The 17,549-nt window shown below is 60.9% G+C and carries 19 protein-coding genes, 1 tRNA gene and 2 pseudogenes; 9 read left to right on the top strand and 13 right to left on the bottom strand.

The annotated features are described in order from the left end of the window. Positions 1-1,395, bottom strand: a pseudogene (locus O7A60_RS16065) (hypothetical protein); the annotation flags it as partial. A gap of 18 nt (positions 1,396-1,413) precedes the next feature. Here O7A60_RS16065 and O7A60_RS31960 point away from each other — a divergent pair. Continuing rightward, positions 1,414-1,629 carry an Imm8 family immunity protein gene (locus tag O7A60_RS31960; protein ID WP_415926825.1) on the top strand — a complete coding sequence of 72 codons (216 nt, stop codon included), beginning with the start codon at positions 1,414-1,416 and terminating at the stop codon, positions 1,627-1,629. A 66-nt stretch (positions 1,630-1,695) separates the two neighbouring features. Here the strand turns inward: O7A60_RS31960 and O7A60_RS16060 are convergent, their stop codons facing one another. Next, positions 1,696-1,884: a hypothetical protein gene (locus O7A60_RS16060; protein WP_337107126.1), complete on the bottom strand. Its 189-nt coding sequence runs from the start codon at positions 1,882-1,884 to the stop codon at positions 1,696-1,698. A gap of 182 nt (positions 1,885-2,066) precedes the next feature. Between O7A60_RS16060 and O7A60_RS16055 the strand changes: the two genes are divergently transcribed. The 4 genes from O7A60_RS16055 to O7A60_RS16040 all read left to right on the top strand — a co-directional run bounded on the left by O7A60_RS16055 (position 2,067) and on the right by O7A60_RS16040 (position 4,094). Further along, on the top strand, positions 2,067-2,249 hold the full coding sequence (locus O7A60_RS16055; protein WP_337107125.1) for a hypothetical protein: 183 nt from the start codon (positions 2,067-2,069) through the stop codon (positions 2,247-2,249). A gap of 412 nt (positions 2,250-2,661) precedes the next feature. Then, positions 2,662-3,519, top strand: coding sequence for an ATP-dependent DNA ligase (locus O7A60_RS16050; protein WP_337107124.1), 858 nt, complete (start codon positions 2,662-2,664; stop codon positions 3,517-3,519). Between the two features lie 183 nt (positions 3,520-3,702). Beyond that, on the top strand, positions 3,703-3,885 hold the full coding sequence (locus tag O7A60_RS16045; protein ID WP_337107123.1) for a hypothetical protein: 183 nt from the start codon (positions 3,703-3,705) through the stop codon (positions 3,883-3,885). Next, positions 3,882-4,094, top strand: a complete 213-nt coding sequence (locus O7A60_RS16040) for a DUF768 domain-containing protein (RefSeq protein WP_337107122.1) — start codon at positions 3,882-3,884, stop codon at positions 4,092-4,094. The genes O7A60_RS16045 and O7A60_RS16040 overlap by 4 nt, the downstream gene beginning before the upstream one ends. Before the next feature lie 187 nt (positions 4,095-4,281). Here O7A60_RS16040 and O7A60_RS16035 read toward each other — a convergent pair whose 3' ends face one another. After that, on the bottom strand, positions 4,282-4,947 hold the full coding sequence (locus O7A60_RS16035; RefSeq protein ID WP_337107121.1) for an outer membrane protein: 666 nt from the start codon (positions 4,945-4,947) through the stop codon (positions 4,282-4,284). Between the two features lie 681 nt (positions 4,948-5,628). Further along, positions 5,629-6,555 carry a DUF4238 domain-containing protein gene (locus O7A60_RS16030; RefSeq protein ID WP_337107120.1) on the bottom strand — a complete coding sequence of 309 codons (927 nt, stop codon included), beginning with the start codon at positions 6,553-6,555 and terminating at the stop codon, positions 5,629-5,631. Positions 6,556-6,752: 197 nt separating this feature from the next. Here O7A60_RS16030 and O7A60_RS16025 point away from each other — a divergent pair, with 197 nt between their 5' ends. Next, positions 6,753-7,022 (top strand): hypothetical protein, encoded by a 270-nt coding sequence (locus tag O7A60_RS16025; RefSeq protein WP_337107119.1) that lies wholly within the window; start codon positions 6,753-6,755, stop codon positions 7,020-7,022. A gap of 121 nt (positions 7,023-7,143) precedes the next feature. Here O7A60_RS16025 and O7A60_RS16020 read toward each other — a convergent pair. The 4 genes and pseudogenes from O7A60_RS16020 to O7A60_RS16005 form a co-directional block, all read right to left on the bottom strand. Further along, positions 7,144-7,220, bottom strand: a tRNA-Pro gene (locus O7A60_RS16020). Positions 7,221-7,276: 56 nt separating this feature from the next. Beyond that, positions 7,277-7,512: pseudogene (locus tag O7A60_RS16015) on the bottom strand (hypothetical protein); the annotation flags it as partial. 141 nt (positions 7,513-7,653) lie between these two features. Next, positions 7,654-9,189 (bottom strand): undecaprenyl-phosphate glucose phosphotransferase, encoded by a 1,536-nt coding sequence (locus O7A60_RS16010; RefSeq protein ID WP_337107118.1) that lies wholly within the window; start codon positions 9,187-9,189, stop codon positions 7,654-7,656. 244 nt (positions 9,190-9,433) lie between these two features. Further along, positions 9,434-9,997 (bottom strand): polysaccharide biosynthesis/export family protein, encoded by a 564-nt coding sequence (locus tag O7A60_RS16005; RefSeq protein WP_027143601.1) that lies wholly within the window; start codon positions 9,995-9,997, stop codon positions 9,434-9,436. Positions 9,998-10,250: 253 nt separating this feature from the next. Between O7A60_RS16005 and O7A60_RS16000 the strand changes: the two genes are divergently transcribed. Next, positions 10,251-12,461, top strand: a complete 2,211-nt coding sequence (locus tag O7A60_RS16000; RefSeq protein WP_337107117.1) for a GumC family protein — start codon at positions 10,251-10,253, stop codon at positions 12,459-12,461. A 27-nt stretch (positions 12,462-12,488) separates the two neighbouring features. On the opposite strand, the gene O7A60_RS15995 is transcribed toward O7A60_RS16000, so the two are convergent. Next, a complete protein-coding gene (locus tag O7A60_RS15995; RefSeq protein ID WP_337107116.1) occupies positions 12,489-12,869 on the bottom strand; it encodes a GNAT family N-acetyltransferase in 381 nt (126 codons plus the stop codon). On the opposite strand from O7A60_RS15995, the gene O7A60_RS15990 reads away from it, so the two are divergent. Continuing rightward, positions 12,855-13,052, top strand: coding sequence for a hypothetical protein (locus O7A60_RS15990; RefSeq protein ID WP_337107115.1), 198 nt, complete (start codon positions 12,855-12,857; stop codon positions 13,050-13,052). The two genes, O7A60_RS15995 and O7A60_RS15990, sit on opposite strands and share 15 nt — an antisense overlap. Positions 13,053-13,075: 23 nt before the next feature. On the opposite strand, the gene O7A60_RS15985 is transcribed toward O7A60_RS15990, so the two are convergent. Next, positions 13,076-13,291 carry a DUF2842 domain-containing protein gene (locus O7A60_RS15985; RefSeq protein ID WP_027143610.1) on the bottom strand — a complete coding sequence of 72 codons (216 nt, stop codon included), beginning with the start codon at positions 13,289-13,291 and terminating at the stop codon, positions 13,076-13,078. A gap of 153 nt (positions 13,292-13,444) precedes the next feature. Between O7A60_RS15985 and O7A60_RS15980 the strand changes: the two genes are divergently transcribed. Continuing rightward, positions 13,445-14,536, top strand: a complete 1,092-nt coding sequence (locus tag O7A60_RS15980) for a COX15/CtaA family protein (RefSeq protein WP_337107114.1) — start codon at positions 13,445-13,447, stop codon at positions 14,534-14,536. A 130-nt stretch (positions 14,537-14,666) separates the two neighbouring features. On the opposite strand, the gene O7A60_RS15975 is transcribed toward O7A60_RS15980, so the two are convergent. From O7A60_RS15975 to speB, 3 genes are read right to left on the bottom strand one after another with little or no spacing between them, the layout of a single operon-like run. Next, entirely contained in the window at positions 14,667-15,509 is an 843-nt protein-coding gene (locus O7A60_RS15975) for an aminoglycoside phosphotransferase family protein (protein WP_337107113.1), read from the bottom strand. After that, positions 15,506-16,432: an N-acetyl-gamma-glutamyl-phosphate reductase gene (argC, locus tag O7A60_RS15970; protein WP_337107112.1), complete on the bottom strand. Its 927-nt coding sequence runs from the start codon at positions 16,430-16,432 to the stop codon at positions 15,506-15,508. The genes O7A60_RS15975 and argC overlap by 4 nt, the downstream gene beginning before the upstream one ends. A 22-nt stretch (positions 16,433-16,454) precedes the next feature. Next, a complete protein-coding gene (gene speB / locus O7A60_RS15965) occupies positions 16,455-17,462 on the bottom strand; it encodes an agmatinase (RefSeq protein WP_027143614.1) in 1,008 nt (335 codons plus the stop codon). Positions 17,463-17,549: the final 87 nt, after the last annotated feature.

Genomic DNA, 17,549 nt, shown 5'->3' with positions numbered 1-17,549 from the left:
TCGCCAGTCATGCCAAGAGGAGTTTGCCGATGCGAGTAAGTCGTCATTGGCCAGATTGAGGCGGGCGCTCTCCCAGTATCCCGTGGGATTGTGGGAATTGGCGGGCAGCAGATTCTTCGGACCGGTCGCTCCCAGTGCGGCGATCACGCCACCAAGCGCCGAGGTGCCGCTGCGGTGCATGCCCAGGATGAGGATTGCCTTTCTCCGGGGCGGTTTTGGGAGGTCACGCGTCGGGGCCGCCTGTTGCGGGTGTTCCGACAGCGGCAGCCGGGCCGCAAGCCATTCCGAAATTCCTGCCGGAAGCTCCAGCGTTCCGTCCAACACCGGATTTGCACCCGCCGACCCGGCGCTGAACAGTCCGTGATAGTGGATGTGGACCAACCGCGCCGTGTCAGGGGCCGCAAGCGCAGCCAAGTGGTTGAGAGGGAAATTATGCGTGGCTGGCAACGTTCGCACGGGGTGGTTTCCGGCGACTGCAGCCAGCGAAAGGGCGGCTTGGCTCGTGCCCCAAAAAGCGGTGGCCTCTCCGTCCAGAGCCCCGGTCCCGGTGTTGATGATTGGGCCGTCGGGCCACGACTTCATATCGGCAGCCACCAATCGTTCCAAAATGTCTTCGGCACGCTGAAATAACCCGTGTGATCGTTTTGCTACAAAAAGCCCTCCATTGTAGCTCGCTCGCACTGCCTGATCATGGACAGTTGTTTGCACGACCGGGAGATGCTCATAGTCGACGCTGACAAGTGCGCATGCCTTCCTCCAGTAATCGTCGAATGGGTCACCAGAACCCGTCGTGCACATCCCTTTAACGTCCACCGGGCGTGCGGCGGCCGAATTTGTGCCCAACGAAAAGTCCGGCTCAGCGATGAATATTGTATCGCTATCGATCTGGATAATGATTGGCGGTCCAGGCCGACGTTCGACGTGGGCGAGCGCATGAACACGATAGGACGGGCCGTAGTGCGGACAGCAGCTTTCTATCTCGATCGGTAGATATTCGACATTCAGTCGTTTGAGTTGGTGGAGTGTAGACAAGGATGGGCGACGGCTGCTTCTTGGCGACACGACCGTTATCGGGCACCGCGAATAGGCGCCGGCGAAACACCGTAGGCTTTCGCATAGCAAAAGGGCTTGTGCTTCGAGAATGCCCGCCTCGACAAGCAGCACAAATTCGACGCTGTCTTCAACGATGTCGCCGATGTCGCCGATGTCGCCGATGTCGCCGATGTCGCCGCTCGGGCGCGTTGCTATTCCGATATCCATTCCGTTATCCACCGATCCCAGGCCACCCAGGCCTTCCGATAGCCCGACCATGTCGGCATCCGCAATAGAAACCGGTACAAGACGACTGCACAATGTGACTGTTTTTGGGGTGATCCGGGTAGCAATTTCGTCCACCTACATGCTTCGCTGCGCATGACCCCAGCGAACTGTTTTCTTCGCTCACGAAGCCGCAACGTGTTTTCTGGGGAAAGCGTAATCTTCATGATCAGATTTGATTACGTTGAGCTGGAAAAGTTTCTCACAGATCGTTGCAGAGCTTCCGAGGGCGATACATGGGACGCGATAGGCGCGCAACTAACGAGGCTGGGGCGCTGGGAGTTCGACTATCGCCTTGAGATTTCAAACTGACCCACTACCGATACTTGCGGGAATGTTTCAAAGCCCGCTTGCTCCGGCCGGCGGGCTTTTTGCGTTTCAGGAGCGTTTGACGACTTCGGGCTTCAGCCGCTCATGCCTCGGCTGCTCGTGCCACATCACCTGACGCAGATCACGCATGTCAACCGGCTGTCCGCAGATTTTGCACTTATAGAAATGGTCGCCGTCGTCGGAGGGCTCGTGCGGATTGCCCTTGATGGGCGGTCCTAGGTCTGAAAGCTTCGTCATGCGGCCAGCAACATCCCGCCATGGTAAAAGTTCCAGATCTATTTTAGCTAAGGCTGATTGAAGGGCGGTTCGCGAGTCCTGTGCATACGTTTCCTGTCTCAGTTGAAATTTGGAGCGGCCGAAGCCGTTGTCGCGAGCCGGCCTGAACTCCTATATGCTTCGCGGGAAGCATGGGACCTTCAATGGCATTCAACGTCATCTGGTATGGACGAAAAGGCATCATCGACAAGGTGACCTTTGACGCTGAGAAGGTGGCCAAGGATCATGCAATCGCCATGTTCCAAACTCGAAGAGGTGACGATGGGGTCATATGCGTTGAGGTGCGCAAGGACGGGACTGTCGTCTTCAGCCATTCGGAGAACTAGTGAAGCCCACCGGCTAAGACAAGCGAGCCGGCGGCAATATCAAAGAATGTGAAGGGAGCCGACGCCGTGCCTGAGCGCCCCCCATCATGTCGGCTTGTCCACTCTTCCGCGCGCCAGCCCGCACCGGCTAGGGCAAGTGAGGTGCATCACCATCAACTATCAGCCGGTTGTGCTCCGAGAAGGGATGCCAGACCACTTGCCGCGCGTCCCGTTCATCCACCATCTGGCCGCACCGGGGGCAGCGGTAGAAATACTCGCTTTCCTGGTCGGCGATCTTGCCGTTGAGGTGAGGTTCAAATGAGCCAAGATCCGATAGCTTAATCATTGTAATCACTTTAACATTCAATTTAGCTAAAATGTTCCGGAACTAATATGCCGGACCGTGGCTTGAGTCGCGGTTTGAGTGCTGTGCATGTGTCTGAAGTTCATACAGCCGCTGATGCCGACCTTGGTGGAGAAGCCTCCCGAGGGCGACCACTGGATCCATGAGGTGAAGTTCGACGGCTACAGATCGCAGATCATCAAGGATAAGGGCGGCGTGCGGATCTTCACCCGACGCGGGCTCGACTGGACGGCCAAATACCGAGACCTCGCCAAAGCCGCCGCTGGCCTCGATGTTGAAAGCGCCATCATAGACGGCGAGATCATCGTTTTGAATGATGCCGGGCTATCCGACTTCGGCGCGCTGCGCAAAGCGATCACCAGCCGGCAGCATGACCTCTATTTCGTTGCCTTCGATCTCCTGCACGTCAACGACCACGACTTGCGCGACATGCCGCTGGAGGACCGGCGCGAGATCCTTTCCGAGATGATCCCCGAGGGACAGCGCATCCAGTTCAGCCAGGCGTTACCGGGCGAGGCGAGCGCCATCTTCCACCTGATCGACCAGGCCGGCATGGAAGGCATGGTCTCGAAGCGGCGCGACAGCAAATACCGGAGCGGCCCATCAACGAACTGGCTGAAGGCGAAATGCTATACGGTCGAGGAATACGAGCTCCTTGGTGTGGAACGAGAGCCCGGAAAGCCGGCGTTTGCGCTGATGGCAGATCGAAAGACGGGGCGCTACGTCGGTTCGGCCTTCATCAATTCCAGCCGCGCGATCCGAGAGCGCCTGTGGGATCGTGTCCAGGAGCATGCAGGGCCGACGCCCAAGGGCATGAAGCGACCGGCGACGCAATGGGTAAAGCCCGGGATCATCGGGCGCGTGAAGCACTTGCGCGGCGAGGAGGATTTGCGGCACGCTTCGCTGCAGGATTTTCGCGAGGAATAGGAACCCCCGTCACGAAATCCTCCCTTAGCCGAAACTTTTTCACGCTTGCCAAACGCCTATGGCGCTTCACGCCGTGGACCGACCCCCACCACAATAACATTTGAGGTTTCACCTCAAAAATTCCGCAGGGAACTTTTAAGAAGGTCAGCTCTTCTTTGGCGCAACAGACCAAAGAAGGCTGTCATGGCGCAACGCAAGGTCGATCGCGAAAAGATAGAACGAGCCGACCGGGAGAGCAGGCTAGTTCTCGATGCTGAGCGAAAGGCGCGGGACGAAAAAACGGCCAGGTTGCGGGAACAACGGCTTAAAGCGAAGGAATTGCCCTCGCAGGAACTTAAGCCAGCGACGAAGCTTAAATCTCGATGAGCACTCTCGGCATCAACTTTCTGGACCAGTGGATCGCGAACAACGTGCCCAAGACCACCAAGGCGGATGTGATCTCCGTAGACGAACTCACCCACAAGCTCATTGCCGACGCCAAGGCGGTCGGCATCAAGCGGGTAGAGATCGACGAGGAGGTGGATCGGACTATCCTCGATGCGATTGTGCACTTGGATCCCGGCCTGCCGGAGTGACATGGCAGCTTCACCGTATGGAAGCGCGTTCCGGAGCATGCAGGGCCGGCGCCGAAGGGCATGAAGCGGCCGGCGACGCAATGGGTGATCGGGTGCGTGAAACATTGCGCGGCGAAGAGGATTTGCGGCACGCTTCGCCACAAGATTTCAGGGAAGACGATGAACAGCTCTAAATGCTGGCCAGCAATCAGAACTTATAATTGATTTTGCCCACCACCGTATTTTCAGTGTCGCGATTATCAACGGAGAAGTTTGGTAGCACGTTGCTTGCGCCGGATTTTGAACCGAAATCGTAGTAGTTCCATTCGATGCCTGCGGTCCAATGATCTCTGAAGGCATATTCAACGCCCAATCCAGCTGTCCAGCCGACACGAGATCCGCCACCGAAATCTTGTAAAAAGAGCTGCGTTTCCGCAAATTTATAGTTGGTAAACGCAACGCCACCATCTCCGTAGACTAGAATACGATCGATAGCATATCCAACTCGCCCGCGTATGGAGCCAAGGTAATCTTGTTTGGTCTCGCATACTGTGCCCGGTGAGTTCGCGCACAGATTGTCTCCCTTGACGGTTGAGCCTGCGAGGTCGCCTTCTACGCCAATCACGAATTGATTGATCTGGTAATTGTAGCCTATCTGCCCTCCGAACACGCCACCGGACCCGTTGGTGTTGAAGGATGGGAAGGTCGCCCCAGACCACCGGCTATTGTTCCAGGCTCCGCCCGCTTGAGCACCAATGTAGAAGCCGGTCCAATTGTAGGCGGAAGCAACGGGCAATTCGACCATGTCGGCGGCAGTGGCCTGCGAGAGCAGTGCGCCGAGAATACCGGCTGCAAGAAAAGCTAGTTTGACCATTATTCCCCCGGTACCGTGAAATATCCCGGCCACAGCAGTTCAGGTGGTCGGCATCAAAGTCAAACCGATTTGGTCCTTGTCGGGGGCGCTGAGCGCACGAAAGCAGCAGCCTGTAGTATTTTAGCATCGGTTGACCCGCGCTGGATCTCATTGTTGTCGTTGTTCCGGCCTCGCCGGTGTGCAGATCGGCAAGCGGCGATTTTTTTCCGCAGCGCCACGAACCGGGCAAGTCTCGGGAACGGTGGGCCGACGGCTCGCGCGGGATCCATGAGCGAGAGGAAGACCACGACCGGGAATCAGACTCGGCAGAATGCGGCATTGCCGACGCGGAAGCTTTAGCAATGATGATGCCGACGTAAGTCGCCAGATTGGCAACTCACAGCGGCCGGTGGGTTTGCGGCACTATCTGGCTTGCACCCTCTCCAGGCACCGAACGGGGGTATCGGCGCATTCCGTGTCTGCAACGGCCACAACGGGCTCGCCTTGTACACTCGCCGCTTGCGTGGCCGTCGATCCCAAAAGGAATGTTTGCGTCAGGAGGGCCGAGAAGGCGGCGACTTGGAGCAGCACGGCGGCGAAGGCGATTTTCTTGAGCATGCGAGAGAACGTTGTTGATGAATGTCGGTTCCAAGGACTCGCATGACGGAAGCTGTGGGGCGATGGCATTTCACAATCGGCAACTCAGATGCGGATCGTGGGTTGAACGTGCTCGGGTGATGGGAAGCGAGGATCGATGATGGCAAACGACTTGATCTCAGTGCCCATGCGGTTGGATACGAATTGGCGCTGAGTATCTGAACTGCCGTAGACGTACTTGATGGCACCCCCAACTACCCGTGCATTCATGTCAGCTACTAGTCGATCTTGGTTGGCGTTTTGAAATCGGCGAATGACATCTAGGCTATTCGTTGCAAGAAAGAGCTTTCTAGGGCCGATGGGCAAGGCAAGATATCCGTCCGGGATATTGAGAGGGGTTCGAACTATCGGCCGATCGGACGTCAAAAATTCGAACCGCGTTTTCGCCGCCGTGAAGACTGACCATACCATCTTGTTTAGGATTGTGCCGACCCTGACATTGTCGACCAACGGTATGAAAACGCCAAATAGATAGCGATCGATCTGCTCGACAGGCATGCTTCGTAAATACTCGGCGAAGGTAGCCGGTCTTCCAGGCTGTCGAACGTTGGCATACTCGGCTTCAGTTTCCGTGTCGGTTTTAGCAAATGTGTGCTCCCATTGAGCCCTCAAGCCTTCAATGTTCTCGGGGGTGCGTAGCAACAAGGAGAGCAGGAACCTGGACCAGGCAGACCTCAAAGGGCCCTCAGAGGCACCGTCCGGCCCCTTCGTTTCAAGAATTCCGAGGACGTCGGACGCTTCGCAATCAGTAGTCCCAAAGAAGCGCTCTTCAATCTGTTGAGCCAGGTCTGGTTCGAAACCACGTAGAGTATACAAGCCCCGAACGTACCCCGTTCCATCAGGTGCGGTCCGTCTCGGCTTCACATGATCGTACGGTCTGCTGAATTCGCAAAGTCGACCGTCGAACCCCGACCATCGCTTGAGATAGAACTTTGGAATGTAATGGTGTTTGTTCGGCTTATTTTGTACCACCCATGGCCTCGCCAAGCCGCGTGCGGACGCTCAATTTCTCCACTCCGTCGATCGGCCAAGGTGGGATACTTGCAGGAAAGGATTGACGGATATGCGAGCCTGTGGGGCGCCGGCCTCCGCCTTATTTGATGTTTGCCAAATCTCACCCAATAGGAACATATTCCGCGCGTGGCGATTTCACTCTCTGAGGCCGCGCGATGTCCAAAACCATTGCCGACGCAATTCGCAGCCGGGAGACGTTCTACGTCGCTTGCGGCCATCCCATGTGCAATCATTCCCTCCAGATCGACTTGGAGGCGCTAGGCGCCCGCCTGGGGCTCGACCACGGCGCCATGCACAATGACCTGGTGAAGGTATTCCGGTGCGATCGGTGCAAGCAGGCGGGGAGGGACCAGCGGCCGGTGTTTTTCACCTGCATCCCTGACTACGGCACGATTGATCTGCAGAGGATTGAGAGGAAAAGCTGACACCAGGGGCGCCCGGGTGACTCTGCAACCCGGATTCTTGTTACCCAGAACGTTACCCAGACGGGTTTTTCGGCGATTTTGTCGAGGGTGGGACTTTGGGGGTAAGTCCTTGATTTTAAAATGGTCGGAGTGGCCGGATTCGAACCGACGACCCCTTGACCCCCAGTCAAGTGCGCTACCGGGCTGCGCTACACTCCGGACCGGTCGCGATGTATCTTGATAAGCCGGTTCGGGTCAACCGATTTCCGCGATAATTATCTTGCCGCGAGCGCGGGCTTGAATGAGACCTGCGATACCGGGCGTGACAGCCGCTGATGGCGGTATTCCGGGGCGATGGCGCCCCAGACCAGGCCGAGCGGCAGATACATATGGCGCCAGTGGTCGATATCGATGAAGGTGCCGGGCCCGATATTGCCGATGAAGGCGACGTAGGCGCATGGCAGGTAGGCTGCCACGGCCGGTCGCGCAGCAGGATGCGGAACCCGGCCGCCGTAAGCGAAATCCTCGGGCCGAACAGAGCCCAGATGGCGATCAGCCGGCCATGTAGATTTCGTAACGCGCCGGCTCGCCGATGACGAAGCCCGACAGAAGAGGAGGGTCAGCGCACGCGGCGGATCATGGCTGATCGCGCTCAATAGGCGTTTTCCGTATTGAGCAGGCGGATCGGTGTCAGGAACAGGATCCGCAGATCGAACAGCAGCGACCAGTTCTCGATGTAATAGAGGTCGTATTCGGTCCGCATGCGGATCTTCTCATTGGTGTCCATCTCGCCGCGCCAGCCATTGATCTGCGCCCAGCCGGTGACCCCTGGCTTGACCTTGTGGCGCGCGAAATAGCCATCGACCACCTCGTTGTAGAGCAGGTTGTGCGACTGCGCGGCAATGGCGTGCGGGCGCGGACCGATGAGCGACAGCGAGCCGAGCAGCGAGTTGAAGAACTGCGGCAGCTCGTCGATCGAGGTCTTGCGGATGAAGCGGCCGACACGGGTGACGCGCGGATCGTTCTTGGTCACCGTCTGCCTGGCGGTCGGATCCGACCGGTCGGTATACATGGAGCGGAACTTGTAGACCTCGATGATCTCGTTGTTGAAGCCATGCCGCTTCTGCTTGAACAGCACCGGTCCCTTGCTGTCGAGCTTGATGGCGATCGCCGTGGCCAGCATCACAGGCGAGAACGCGACGATGCCGATGACGCTGAAGATGATGTCGAAGGCGCGCTTGGCGACTGAGTCCCAGTCGTTGATCGGCTTGTCGAAGATGTCGAGCATCGGCACCGAGCCGATGTAGGAATAGGCGCGCGGACGGAACTGCAGCGCATTGGAATGCGCCGACAGTCGGATGTCGACCGGCAGCACCCAAAGTTTCTTCAGCAATTGCAGGACGCGCGATTCGGCGGTCAGCGGCAACGACACGATCAGCATGTCGATCCGGGCGATGCGGGCGAATTCGATCAGTTCCGAAATGGTGCCGAGCTTGGGATAGCCGGCGACGAGGGCTGGCGAACGCTTGTCGTTGCGATCATCGAAGATGCCGCAGATGCGGATGTCGTTGTAGGGCTGCTTTTCCACCGAGCGGATGAGCACTTCCGCCGCCTTGCCGCCACCGACGATGACGGCGCGCCGTTCCATGCTGCCATCGCGCGCCCAGCGCCGGATCAGCTTCGACATCATCAGCCTGAGACCGAAAAGGCAGACGAAGGCAACGACGAACCACGTGCCGAACAGCAGGCGCGAATAGTCTTGTGACATCTTCATGGTGAACGCCGTCAACGCCATCAGGGCGAAGGTGCCGGCCCAGACCAGCAGGATGCGCCCAAAATTGGTGATCGGCCGCATCAGGGACACCACCTGGTAGCAATCGGTGACATCGAGCAGCACCACGGCGAGGAACGACGCGGCGGCGATCGTCAGCGGATATTGCCAGGCAAGGTAATTGAAAAAACCGACATAGTAGAAATAGACGCAGAGCCCCGAGACCAGCAGCACCGCGAATTCGACCATGCGCAACACGCCGCTGACCATGATCGGCGACATCGTGTCGCGCCGGTATTGCGACGCGACCTGCCGGGCAACGTCGTTCATGCCGCCGGGCTTGTCGCCATCGGCAGGGCCGTCGAATTGACGCACCGCTTCTGATGAAAAGCGATGCGCGGGGTCGATCTCGTTCATGGAACAATCCGCAAGCTTCCCAAGAGTGATTAGCAAAAGAGAGCTAAGAAACCCTTGAAACAACCTGTGGCTTTGGAAGAGCCTGAACTACCTTTCGAGCGCGGCGAAGTCATTGGCCTCGCCGCGGCAAGTGTCTCCAGCACGGCGACGACCCGCGCTTCCGTCAGGCCGCGCACGTGCCGGAAAATTCCTCCGACGGGTGAGCGAAAAGCGGTGGACGATCCTGAGTTGCCCGCCACGCTGTTCAGAACAGGCGTTCGCGGACGTAGACGGTGTCTCCCGGCAGCAGTGGATCGGAGGTGACCACGCGGCCCGTTATCACCTTGCCGTTGATGTCGCGGGTGATATCGACGCTCTCCTGGTTGGCGCGTGGCGTGAAGCCCCCGGCGATGGCGATGGCCTTCTGCACAGTCAGGCCGGGCACATAGGAATACTGGCCGGCGGCGCCCACCTCACCCATGACGAAGATCGGCCGGTAACGATCGATCTCCACCGAGACGTCAGGGTCGCGCAGGTAGCCCTGCCGCAGTTTATCGGCGATCTCCTTTTCCATCTGCTGCGCGGTGTGGCCACGTGCCGGTATGGCGCCGACGAGCGGGAAGGAGATGTAGCCTGACTGGTCGACGCTGTAGCTATTGGTCAGGCCCTCCTGCTCGAACACGGTGACGCGGACGCGGTCGCCGGCGCCGAGGCGATAGGGCTGGTCGAGGACCTCGTGAAAGGCGGCCGGCGTCGGCCGGTAGCTGGAGCAGCCCGCGAGCAACGATACGGCAAGCAGTGCGCGAAAAAGGGAAGCAGTGCTTTGCATGGCCGGACAGGTACCTTCGACTGGCCGCTGCGGCGTCGCAGCAAACATCTGGGATCGGGTCCGTTATCATCCTGTTAGGGTTAATGGCCGGTAAAGGAGCGCGCCAATGGCGATCAAGCAGACAAGGTTTTGCGATTTTGTCGATTTTTTGCCGTCGCCCGCCGGTAAACCCTAATGAAGCTTACCGTGATCTTAACGGCTGAGTTACCATAGTTATTTACGGTGCATCCGACCAGTTTCGGAGTAGGGATGCATGTCCGTTCAATCCGCGGCCGCAGACGTCGATGTTGATCTCACGCAGTTCTTCGCCAGCCTGGGCCGGAACTGGCTGCGGATTCTGGTCTTCGTTCTCGTGGTAACGGGACTTGCCTTCGCGGCCGTGTCGTTCGCGACCCGGCATTACAAGGCCCAGACGCAGGTGGAGATCGCCCCGCGCGGGTCGGACTACACGCGGCCCGCCGGCAGCAACCCGGACAACGACAAGCCGATCCTCGACGAGCAAGGCATTGCCACCCAGGTCCAGATAATTTCGTCCAACGAAATCCTCAAACAGGTCGCCCAGAAACTCGGCCTGTCGCGATTGCACGAATTCGACGAGACGGTCGACATGTCGGCATTGAACCGGCTGCTGGTCCTGGTCGGGTTGAAGAATGACCCGATGGATGTTCCGGCCGATGAACGTGTTCTGAAGAAAATGCGCGAGAAGTTCAACGTCTACGGCGTTGAAAAGACCAGCATAATTGCCATCGAGTTCTCTTCGGAGGATCCGAAGCTTGCCGCCGCCATCCCCGATGCCATTGCCGCCGCTTATATTGCGGGACAGGGCGCGGCCAAGAGCGAATCGAACACCGCCGCCGCGGACTTCCTGGCACCCGAGATCGCCGACCTGTCCAAGCAGGTCAGGGATGCCGAAGCCAAGGTCGCGGCTTACCGCGCCCAGTCGGACCTCCTGATGGGCGGCGACAATTCCACGCTGGCCACCCAGCAATTGGCCGAGCTGTCGACCGAGTTGTCGCGAGTGCGGGCCAGCCGCGCCTCGGCCGAAGGCACAGCCGAGAGCGTGCGCAAGGCACTGCAGAGCGGCGGATCGCTGGATTCACTGCCGGAAGTGCTGTCTTCCGACCTGATCCAGCGTTTGCGCGGGCGGCAGGTCGAATTGCGCGCCAACATCGCCGATCTGTCGACGACGCTGCTCGACAATCATCCGCGTATTCGCGCGGCCAAATCACAACTGGCCGATCTCGACGCCCAGATCCGCAGCGAAGCGCAGAAGATCATGAAGGGCCTGGCGATGCAGGCCGATGCCGCCAAGGCGCGCGAAAACCAGCTCGTCGCCGACGTCGACACGCTCAAGGCTGCTTCGGCACAGGCCGGCGAGCAGCAGGTCGGTCTCGACGCGCTACAGCGCGACGCCGCCGCCAAGCGCCAGCAGCTCGAACTTTACCTGACCAATTATCGCGAGGCGGCGTCGCGTCGGGATCGCAACTATGTTCCGGTCGACGCTCGCATCACCTCGCCGGCTTTGGTCCCCTCCGAGCCCTACTTCCCCAAGGTCTGGTCGATCGTTGGCGCAGCCGCCGCGGCTTCCCTTCTGCTGGCGGCGGTGTTCACTCTGCTGCGGGAACTCTTCTTCGGCCGGGCCATGCGCCCGGCAAGGGGTGCCCGGCTTGAACCGATCGACGAGGTGGCGATGCCGCCAGCCGCTTGTCAGGACCCATCCACCCGCTCGGAGCCGCCAGTCGCCAACGAGTTCGCCAATCGCGCGGTCGAGGCATCGTGGCCCGAAACGGTCACGGAAACACCGGCGCAGCCGCGGCCCGCCGCCGAGGTCGAGACCGTGGAGGTCCGGCGGCCGCGCTCCGTGCTCGGCGAGATCGACGTCGAAAAGGCCGCCGAGAAGCTCATCGCCAGCGGCGCCGCGCGCGCCATATTCGTTTCCCCCGAGGGCGACGAGGCGGCGGCGTCGGCGGTCCTGGTGGCGCGCGAGGTTTCCGACGCCGGCCTGCGTGTCCTGCTGCTCGACCTCACGGCCTCGGGGGCTGCCTCGCGGCCGATGCTGGACAGCGGGCTTTTCCCCGGCATCACCAATCTGCTGGCGTCGCAGGCGCAGTTCAGCGACGTGATCCATGCCGACCTCTATTCAGACTGCCATGTCATTCCCGTCGGCACCGCCGATCCGGTCCGTGCCATGCGCGCCGCCGACCGGCTGCCGATCATCATGCAGTCGCTGACGACAGCCTATGACCTGGTGGTGGTCGAATGCGGGCCGGCCGATGCGCAAGGCATCGGCCGTCTGGGCAGCGACGCCACCGAGGTGTTCCTGTCCATGCTGGAGGCCGACGACGAGGTGACGCAAGCCGCGGTCAAGCTGATCGAGAGCGGCTATCCCGACCTGACGCTGGTGACGCCGCTCGGGCACGAGCCGCCAGGCAATCCGGTGCCGGGACGGCGTTCAGCGGCCTGAAAGAGCTGCCACTCAAAGGCACCTGGCCTATCCCAGTTCCAGCGTCGTCACGCCGAATATCCTATTGGTGTCGAGCCTTGGCGGCGCGCCTTTGTACATGCGCGTGGTGGTGAAGGTCGGTGAGAAGCCTGCCGCCACGAGCGCCGCGATGAAGTCCACCTTGCTGGCCGGTACGTCGATGTTCAGGTCGCCTCCTTCGCAGGCGCCCGCCAGGCCTTCGAGCAGTTCCAGTGCGATCCGCGTATCGTCGGCGAAGAGCGGGCCGATCTTGAAGCCGTTGCGGCAGGATCGCGCTACCGCATAGCCGGCCGCGCCCCCTGGCGTGATCGCTGCCAGCGCGCGATGCGGCGGCTGCAGCCACTGGAAAGGGGCCGCCTGTCCGGCTGCCGCGAAGTGTGCTTTGCCCACAACGGCTATGCCTCCGCCGTGACCACCGCCATGGCGTGCTGCGCGCCGAACATACCGGCTTCCTGCAGGCCTTGCTACATTTCGGTCAATGGCCGCTACCAGAGCCTGGCCCGCATCCGCACCATGCTGTCGGGCGTGACGACCCCGCTCGCCAATGCCGGCAAGATGCTCGTCACTGTCTGATGTACCGCCTGACCGGGCAGGGCTCAGCGCTTGGCCCGTGGCTCCAGCATCAGCCACTTGATGATGCCCATCGCCGGCAGCACCCAGAGCAGGCCGCTGAGTAGGAAGAACAGGAATTGCACCAGCGCGCCCGATTCCGACAGGCGGGCGACCGCGAAGATCGAGGCGACCAGTGCGTAGATGATGACCAGCGCCAACAGCAGGAACATTCCGATCAGTTTTTTCAGTCGAATGGGCATGGCTTGGCCTCGTTGATGGCTCTCGCTTAGGCCGAACGCGAGGCACGCGCAACCCGCGACACCGGGCGCGACGGCGTGCCGCGCTGCGCGGTCTTGCCAGCGGGAGTGCGATGGTTCACCAATCCGCGACATTCAAACTGCCGGGATATATCCATGGCCGCCATCACTGCCGCCGCGCCCTATCAGGCCCGCGACCGCGACCTCTATAACCGGGCACTCGTACGCGGCTGGCTGTATGTCGTGCTCCTGGTGCTGTTCGCGCTGGTGCTGGTTGGCGGCGCCACGCGGTTGACTGAATCCGGCCTGTCGATCACCGAATGGCAGCCGATCCATGGCGTCATCCCGCCGCTCAACGACGCCGAGTGGCAGGAGGAATTCCAGCGCTATCAGCAGATCCCGCAATACACCGAGCTCAACAAGGGCATGAGCGTCGAAGCGTTCAAGTCGATCTTCTGGTGGGAATGGGCACATCGCCTGCTGGCGCGCAGCGTCGGCCTGGTCTTCGCCTTGCCGCTGCTGGTCTTCTGGGCGGCGCGCCGTATCGAGCGCGGCCTTGGGCCGAAACTGGTCGGCATTCTGTTTCTCGGCGGGCTGCAGGGAGCCATCGGCTGGTGGATGGTGGCCTCCGGCCTAGTCGACCGGGTGTCGGTGAGCCAGTACAGGCTGGCGACGCATCTCACGCTGGCGGCACTGATCTTTACCGCGACCATGGTCGTCGCGCGCGGCCTGGCGCCGCATTCCGAGCCCGCGGCCGATCGCTCGACGCAGCGTCTGGCCGGCTTCATCGTGCTTCTGGCGCTGATCCAGATTTATCTCGGCGGCCTGGTCGCCGGTCTCGACGCCGGCATGAGCTACAACACCTGGCCGCTGATGGACGGCAGGATCATTCCAGGCGATCTGCTCGTCCTCAAGCCGGCGTGGCGCAACTTCTTCGAGAACCCGAAAACGGTGCAGTTCTTTCACCGGCTGGGTGCCTATACGGTCTTTGCCGTCGCGCTCTGGCACATGATCGCCACGCGTCGGCGGCTGCCCGGCTCAACGCATGGGCGACGCGCGACACTGTTGTTTGTTCTGGTGCTGGTCCAGGCTTCGATCGGTATCGGTACGCTGTTGATGCAAGTGCCCCTGCATATGGCCCTGACCCATCAGGCCTTTGCGCTCGTCGTGCTGGGCTTTGCCGCCGCGCATTGGCGCGGGACCAAGGGCGCTTATCCCTTGCCCAACGAGGTTGCTGTCGGACGCTGAGTGCGGCCAGCCACATCCAGAATTCATTCGACTGCGTCGCCCTGAGCATGACAAATCCCTGGTGAGGGAGCCAAGGCAGGTCCGTAACCGATCATGGTCAACAAGCGCTCGCTTCGGCTCTTCCCCGGGATCAGAAACGCGCTCGCACTGCACGGATCGCCGCGGCGATCGACAGTTCGCGGTTCTCCTCGACCGCATTGTCGTCCTCATGGTGCCAGGCCGCGGACAGACAACCATAGGCGATGGCATGGTCCAGTATCGCTGGCGGCGATTGCCGCAGCGTCCGGGAAAAGACCTCGGCCATATGCGCGATCCGCTCCGGGGCGAGGCAAAGTGCGTCGCGGTCGAGCGGGTTGTAGAACATGTTGGCGGCATCAAAACCGGGATCACCGAGCACGCCCTTCGGATCGATCACCAGCCAGCCGCGCGGTCCCCGCAGGATGTTTTCGTGATGCAGGTCGCCATGCAGCGGCCTGATGTCATGCGGATTGGCCAGCAGTCGATCCGCGATGGCGCCGGCCTCGACATAGGGGCTGTCACCACCGATGCCACGATCGGTTGCGGCTTTCTTGAAGAGGCTGGCGAACCGCTCCCTGAGCGGCTGAAGCTCGGACGGGTAGGGGTGATCAGATGGCGAAAACAATTTCGCCATCACATCCGCCGCGATGGCGGTCGCTGCATTGTCGCCTTGTTCGACGAGAACCTGCGACAGAAGTGTCTCCCCGCCATATTCGAGCAGCATGGAATGCCCGTCACGGCCCAGAAGCCGCACCGCGCCTTCGCCGCGCCGCCAGGCAAGGAAATGCTCGCCGCGCAACTCGTCGGCAACGTCGTCGAACGGCTTCAGTGCCTTCACGATGGCTGGTGAGCCGTCCTCGAGCCGCACCTTCCAGATGCAGCTCGAAAAGGTCTCGCCAATGAGTTCGGGTTCGCTGACTTTCCAGCGCGGTGGAAAGGCCGGCGCGTTCGTCACAGACCGAGCATCAGGTCCATGTTCTGGACGGCTGCACCGGAAGCACCCTTGCCGAGATTGTCGTAGACCGCCAGCAGCAGCGCCTGGGCTCTGCTGTCGTTGGCAAAGACATAGACTTTCATGCGGTTGGTGCCGTTGTAGACCTCCGGATCGATGTCAGGCACGCGCTCCAGATGCGCATAGGGAGCCACCTCGACCACACCGCCCTTGATTGCGGCGAAATGGTCCGCAATGGCGGCGTGAAGTTCGGCACCCGTCGGTACGCGGTCGAGGCCACCGAGTTGCAACGGCACAACCGTGATCATGCCTTGCGCGAAATTGCCCACTGCCGGCTGCATGATCGGATCGTGCGACAGCTTCGCATAGGCCTTCAATTCCGGCACGTGCTTGTGCTGCAGGGTCAGGCCATAGGGCAGGAACTCCGAGGCGTCCTCGCCCTTGGCGACGTAGTCCTCGATCATCGGGCGCCCGCCGCCCGAATAACCCGTAATGCCGTTGACCGAGATCGGGAAATTGGCCGGCAGCAGGCCTGCGGCGACCAGTGGCCTGAGCGTCGCGATCGGCCCCTGCGGCCAGCAGCCGGGATTGGCGACGCGCTTGGCCGTGGCGATCTTCTTCGCCTGCTCCTTGTCCAATTCGGCGAAGCCATATTCCCAGCCTTCGGCCACGCGATGCGCCGTCGACGCATCGATGACCTTGGTGGTGTCGTTGGCGATCAGCGAGACGCTTTCCCTGGCCGCATCGTCGGGCAAGCACAGGATCGCGACATCGGCGGCGTTGAGGAATTCGGCGCGCGCGGCCGTTTCCTTACGGCGCTCGACCGGAATGGAAATGATCTCCAGATCGCCGCGCTCGGCAAGCAGCGCCCGGATCTGGAGGCCGGTGGTGCCGTGCTCGCCGTCGATGAAGATTTTCGGTTTCATTGCTGATCAAATTCCCTGAGGACTATATGCCGTTGCCATGATTGACCGCGGCGCCATTGTGGTCGCCGCTGTTCAGCTCATCGAGCCGGGCCTTTCGCTCCGCCAGCAGGCCGAGATACTGCATGGCCACCATCGAACCGGCGATCGCCGTTATATCGGCGTGATCATAGGCCGGCGCAACCTCCACGACATCGGCACCGACAATATCGACCTGGTTGAGCTGACGCAGAGTCGAAAGGATCTTCGCTGACGACGGTCCCCCAGAAACCGGTGTGCCGGTTCCCGGCGCATAGGCCGGATCGAGGCAGTCGATGTCGAAGGTCAGATAGGTCTTCCTGCCCCCGGTGCGATCAACGATGGCGTAGGCGATGTCGGAGGCGCGCATTTCCTCGATTTCATGACCATGCAGGATCTTGATGCCGAACGTGTCGGGCGCATGGGTGCGGATGCCGATCTGGATCGAGCGGTCGGGATCGATGATGCCTTCCTTGACCGCGCGGCCGACGAAGGACCCATGATCGATGCGCTTGCCGTCATCGGGCCATGTGTCCTGGTGGGCGTCGAACTGCACCAAGGCGAGCGGCCCGTGGATGGCGGCGTGCGCCTTGAGCAGCGGCCAGGTGACGAAATGGTCGCCGCCGAGCGTCAGCAGGAAGGCGCCGGATTTCAGGATCTTGGCCGCCTCGCGCTCGATCGTGCCGGGCGTCTTCTGATGGTTCCCCGAATCGAGCAGGCAGTCGCCATAATCGACCACGGCGAGGTGCTCGAACAGATCGCGTGAAAACGGGTATTGCGGGTCGTTGTCGAGGATCGCCGAGGCGCGGCGGATCGCCTGCGGCCCGAACCGGGCGCCCGGCCGGTTGGTGACGGCGGCGTCGAAGGGAATGCCCCACACCACCGCATCCGCGCCCCTCACGTCCTTGGTGTATTTGCGCCGCATGAAAGACAGCGCGCCGGAATAGGTCGGCTCAAGGGCGCCACCCGTTTTGGAGCGGGTGGTGAAGGCATGGTCGATGTTCTTGGTCGCCATTACTGGTCCTCGTTTTCATCGGGGTGCAACAACTACAAAACCGGCATGGAAGATGCCAGTCACAGCTTGGGGAGACGAAACCGTGCC

The sequence above is a fragment of the Mesorhizobium salmacidum (SeqCode) genome (assembly GCF_037179605.1).
GTDB lineage: Bacteria > Pseudomonadota > Alphaproteobacteria > Rhizobiales > Rhizobiaceae > Mesorhizobium > Mesorhizobium salmacidum.
Note: the sequence above shows the minus strand (reverse complement) of the source record. Positions and strands in the feature narration are given on the sequence as shown.

What these genes read in the sequence shown, in the direction of transcription:
- speB (WP_027143614.1), bottom strand. Translation starts at nt 17,462, where the DNA reads ATGGCGACCAAGAACATCGACCATGCCTTCACCACCCGCTCCAAAACG.
- O7A60_RS16005 (WP_027143601.1), bottom strand. Translation starts at nt 9,997, where the DNA reads ATGCAAAGCACTGCTTCCCTTTTTCGCGCACTGCTTGCCGTATCGTTG.
- O7A60_RS16040 (WP_337107122.1), top strand. Translation starts at nt 3,882, where the DNA reads ATGAGCACTCTCGGCATCAACTTTCTGGACCAGTGGATCGCGAACAAC.
- O7A60_RS16035 (WP_337107121.1), bottom strand. Translation starts at nt 4,947, where the DNA reads ATGGTCAAACTAGCTTTTCTTGCAGCCGGTATTCTCGGCGCACTGCTC.
- O7A60_RS16055 (WP_337107125.1), top strand. Translation starts at nt 2,067, where the DNA reads ATGGCATTCAACGTCATCTGGTATGGACGAAAAGGCATCATCGACAAG.
- O7A60_RS16050 (WP_337107124.1), top strand. Translation starts at nt 2,662, where the DNA reads ATGTGTCTGAAGTTCATACAGCCGCTGATGCCGACCTTGGTGGAGAAG.
- O7A60_RS15985 (WP_027143610.1), bottom strand. Translation starts at nt 13,291, where the DNA reads ATGCCCATTCGACTGAAAAAACTGATCGGAATGTTCCTGCTGTTGGCG.
- O7A60_RS16045 (WP_337107123.1), top strand. Translation starts at nt 3,703, where the DNA reads ATGGCGCAACGCAAGGTCGATCGCGAAAAGATAGAACGAGCCGACCGG.
- O7A60_RS16025 (WP_337107119.1), top strand. Translation starts at nt 6,753, where the DNA reads ATGTCCAAAACCATTGCCGACGCAATTCGCAGCCGGGAGACGTTCTAC.
- O7A60_RS16000 (WP_337107117.1), top strand. Translation starts at nt 10,251, where the DNA reads ATGTCCGTTCAATCCGCGGCCGCAGACGTCGATGTTGATCTCACGCAG.
- O7A60_RS31960 (WP_415926825.1), top strand. Translation starts at nt 1,414, where the DNA reads ATGACCCCAGCGAACTGTTTTCTTCGCTCACGAAGCCGCAACGTGTTT.
- O7A60_RS16060 (WP_337107126.1), bottom strand. Translation starts at nt 1,884, where the DNA reads ATGACGAAGCTTTCAGACCTAGGACCGCCCATCAAGGGCAATCCGCAC.
- O7A60_RS16010 (WP_337107118.1), bottom strand. Translation starts at nt 9,189, where the DNA reads ATGAACGAGATCGACCCCGCGCATCGCTTTTCATCAGAAGCGGTGCGT.
- argC (WP_337107112.1), bottom strand. Translation starts at nt 16,432, where the DNA reads ATGAAACCGAAAATCTTCATCGACGGCGAGCACGGCACCACCGGCCTC.
- O7A60_RS15980 (WP_337107114.1), top strand. Translation starts at nt 13,445, where the DNA reads ATGGCCGCCATCACTGCCGCCGCGCCCTATCAGGCCCGCGACCGCGAC.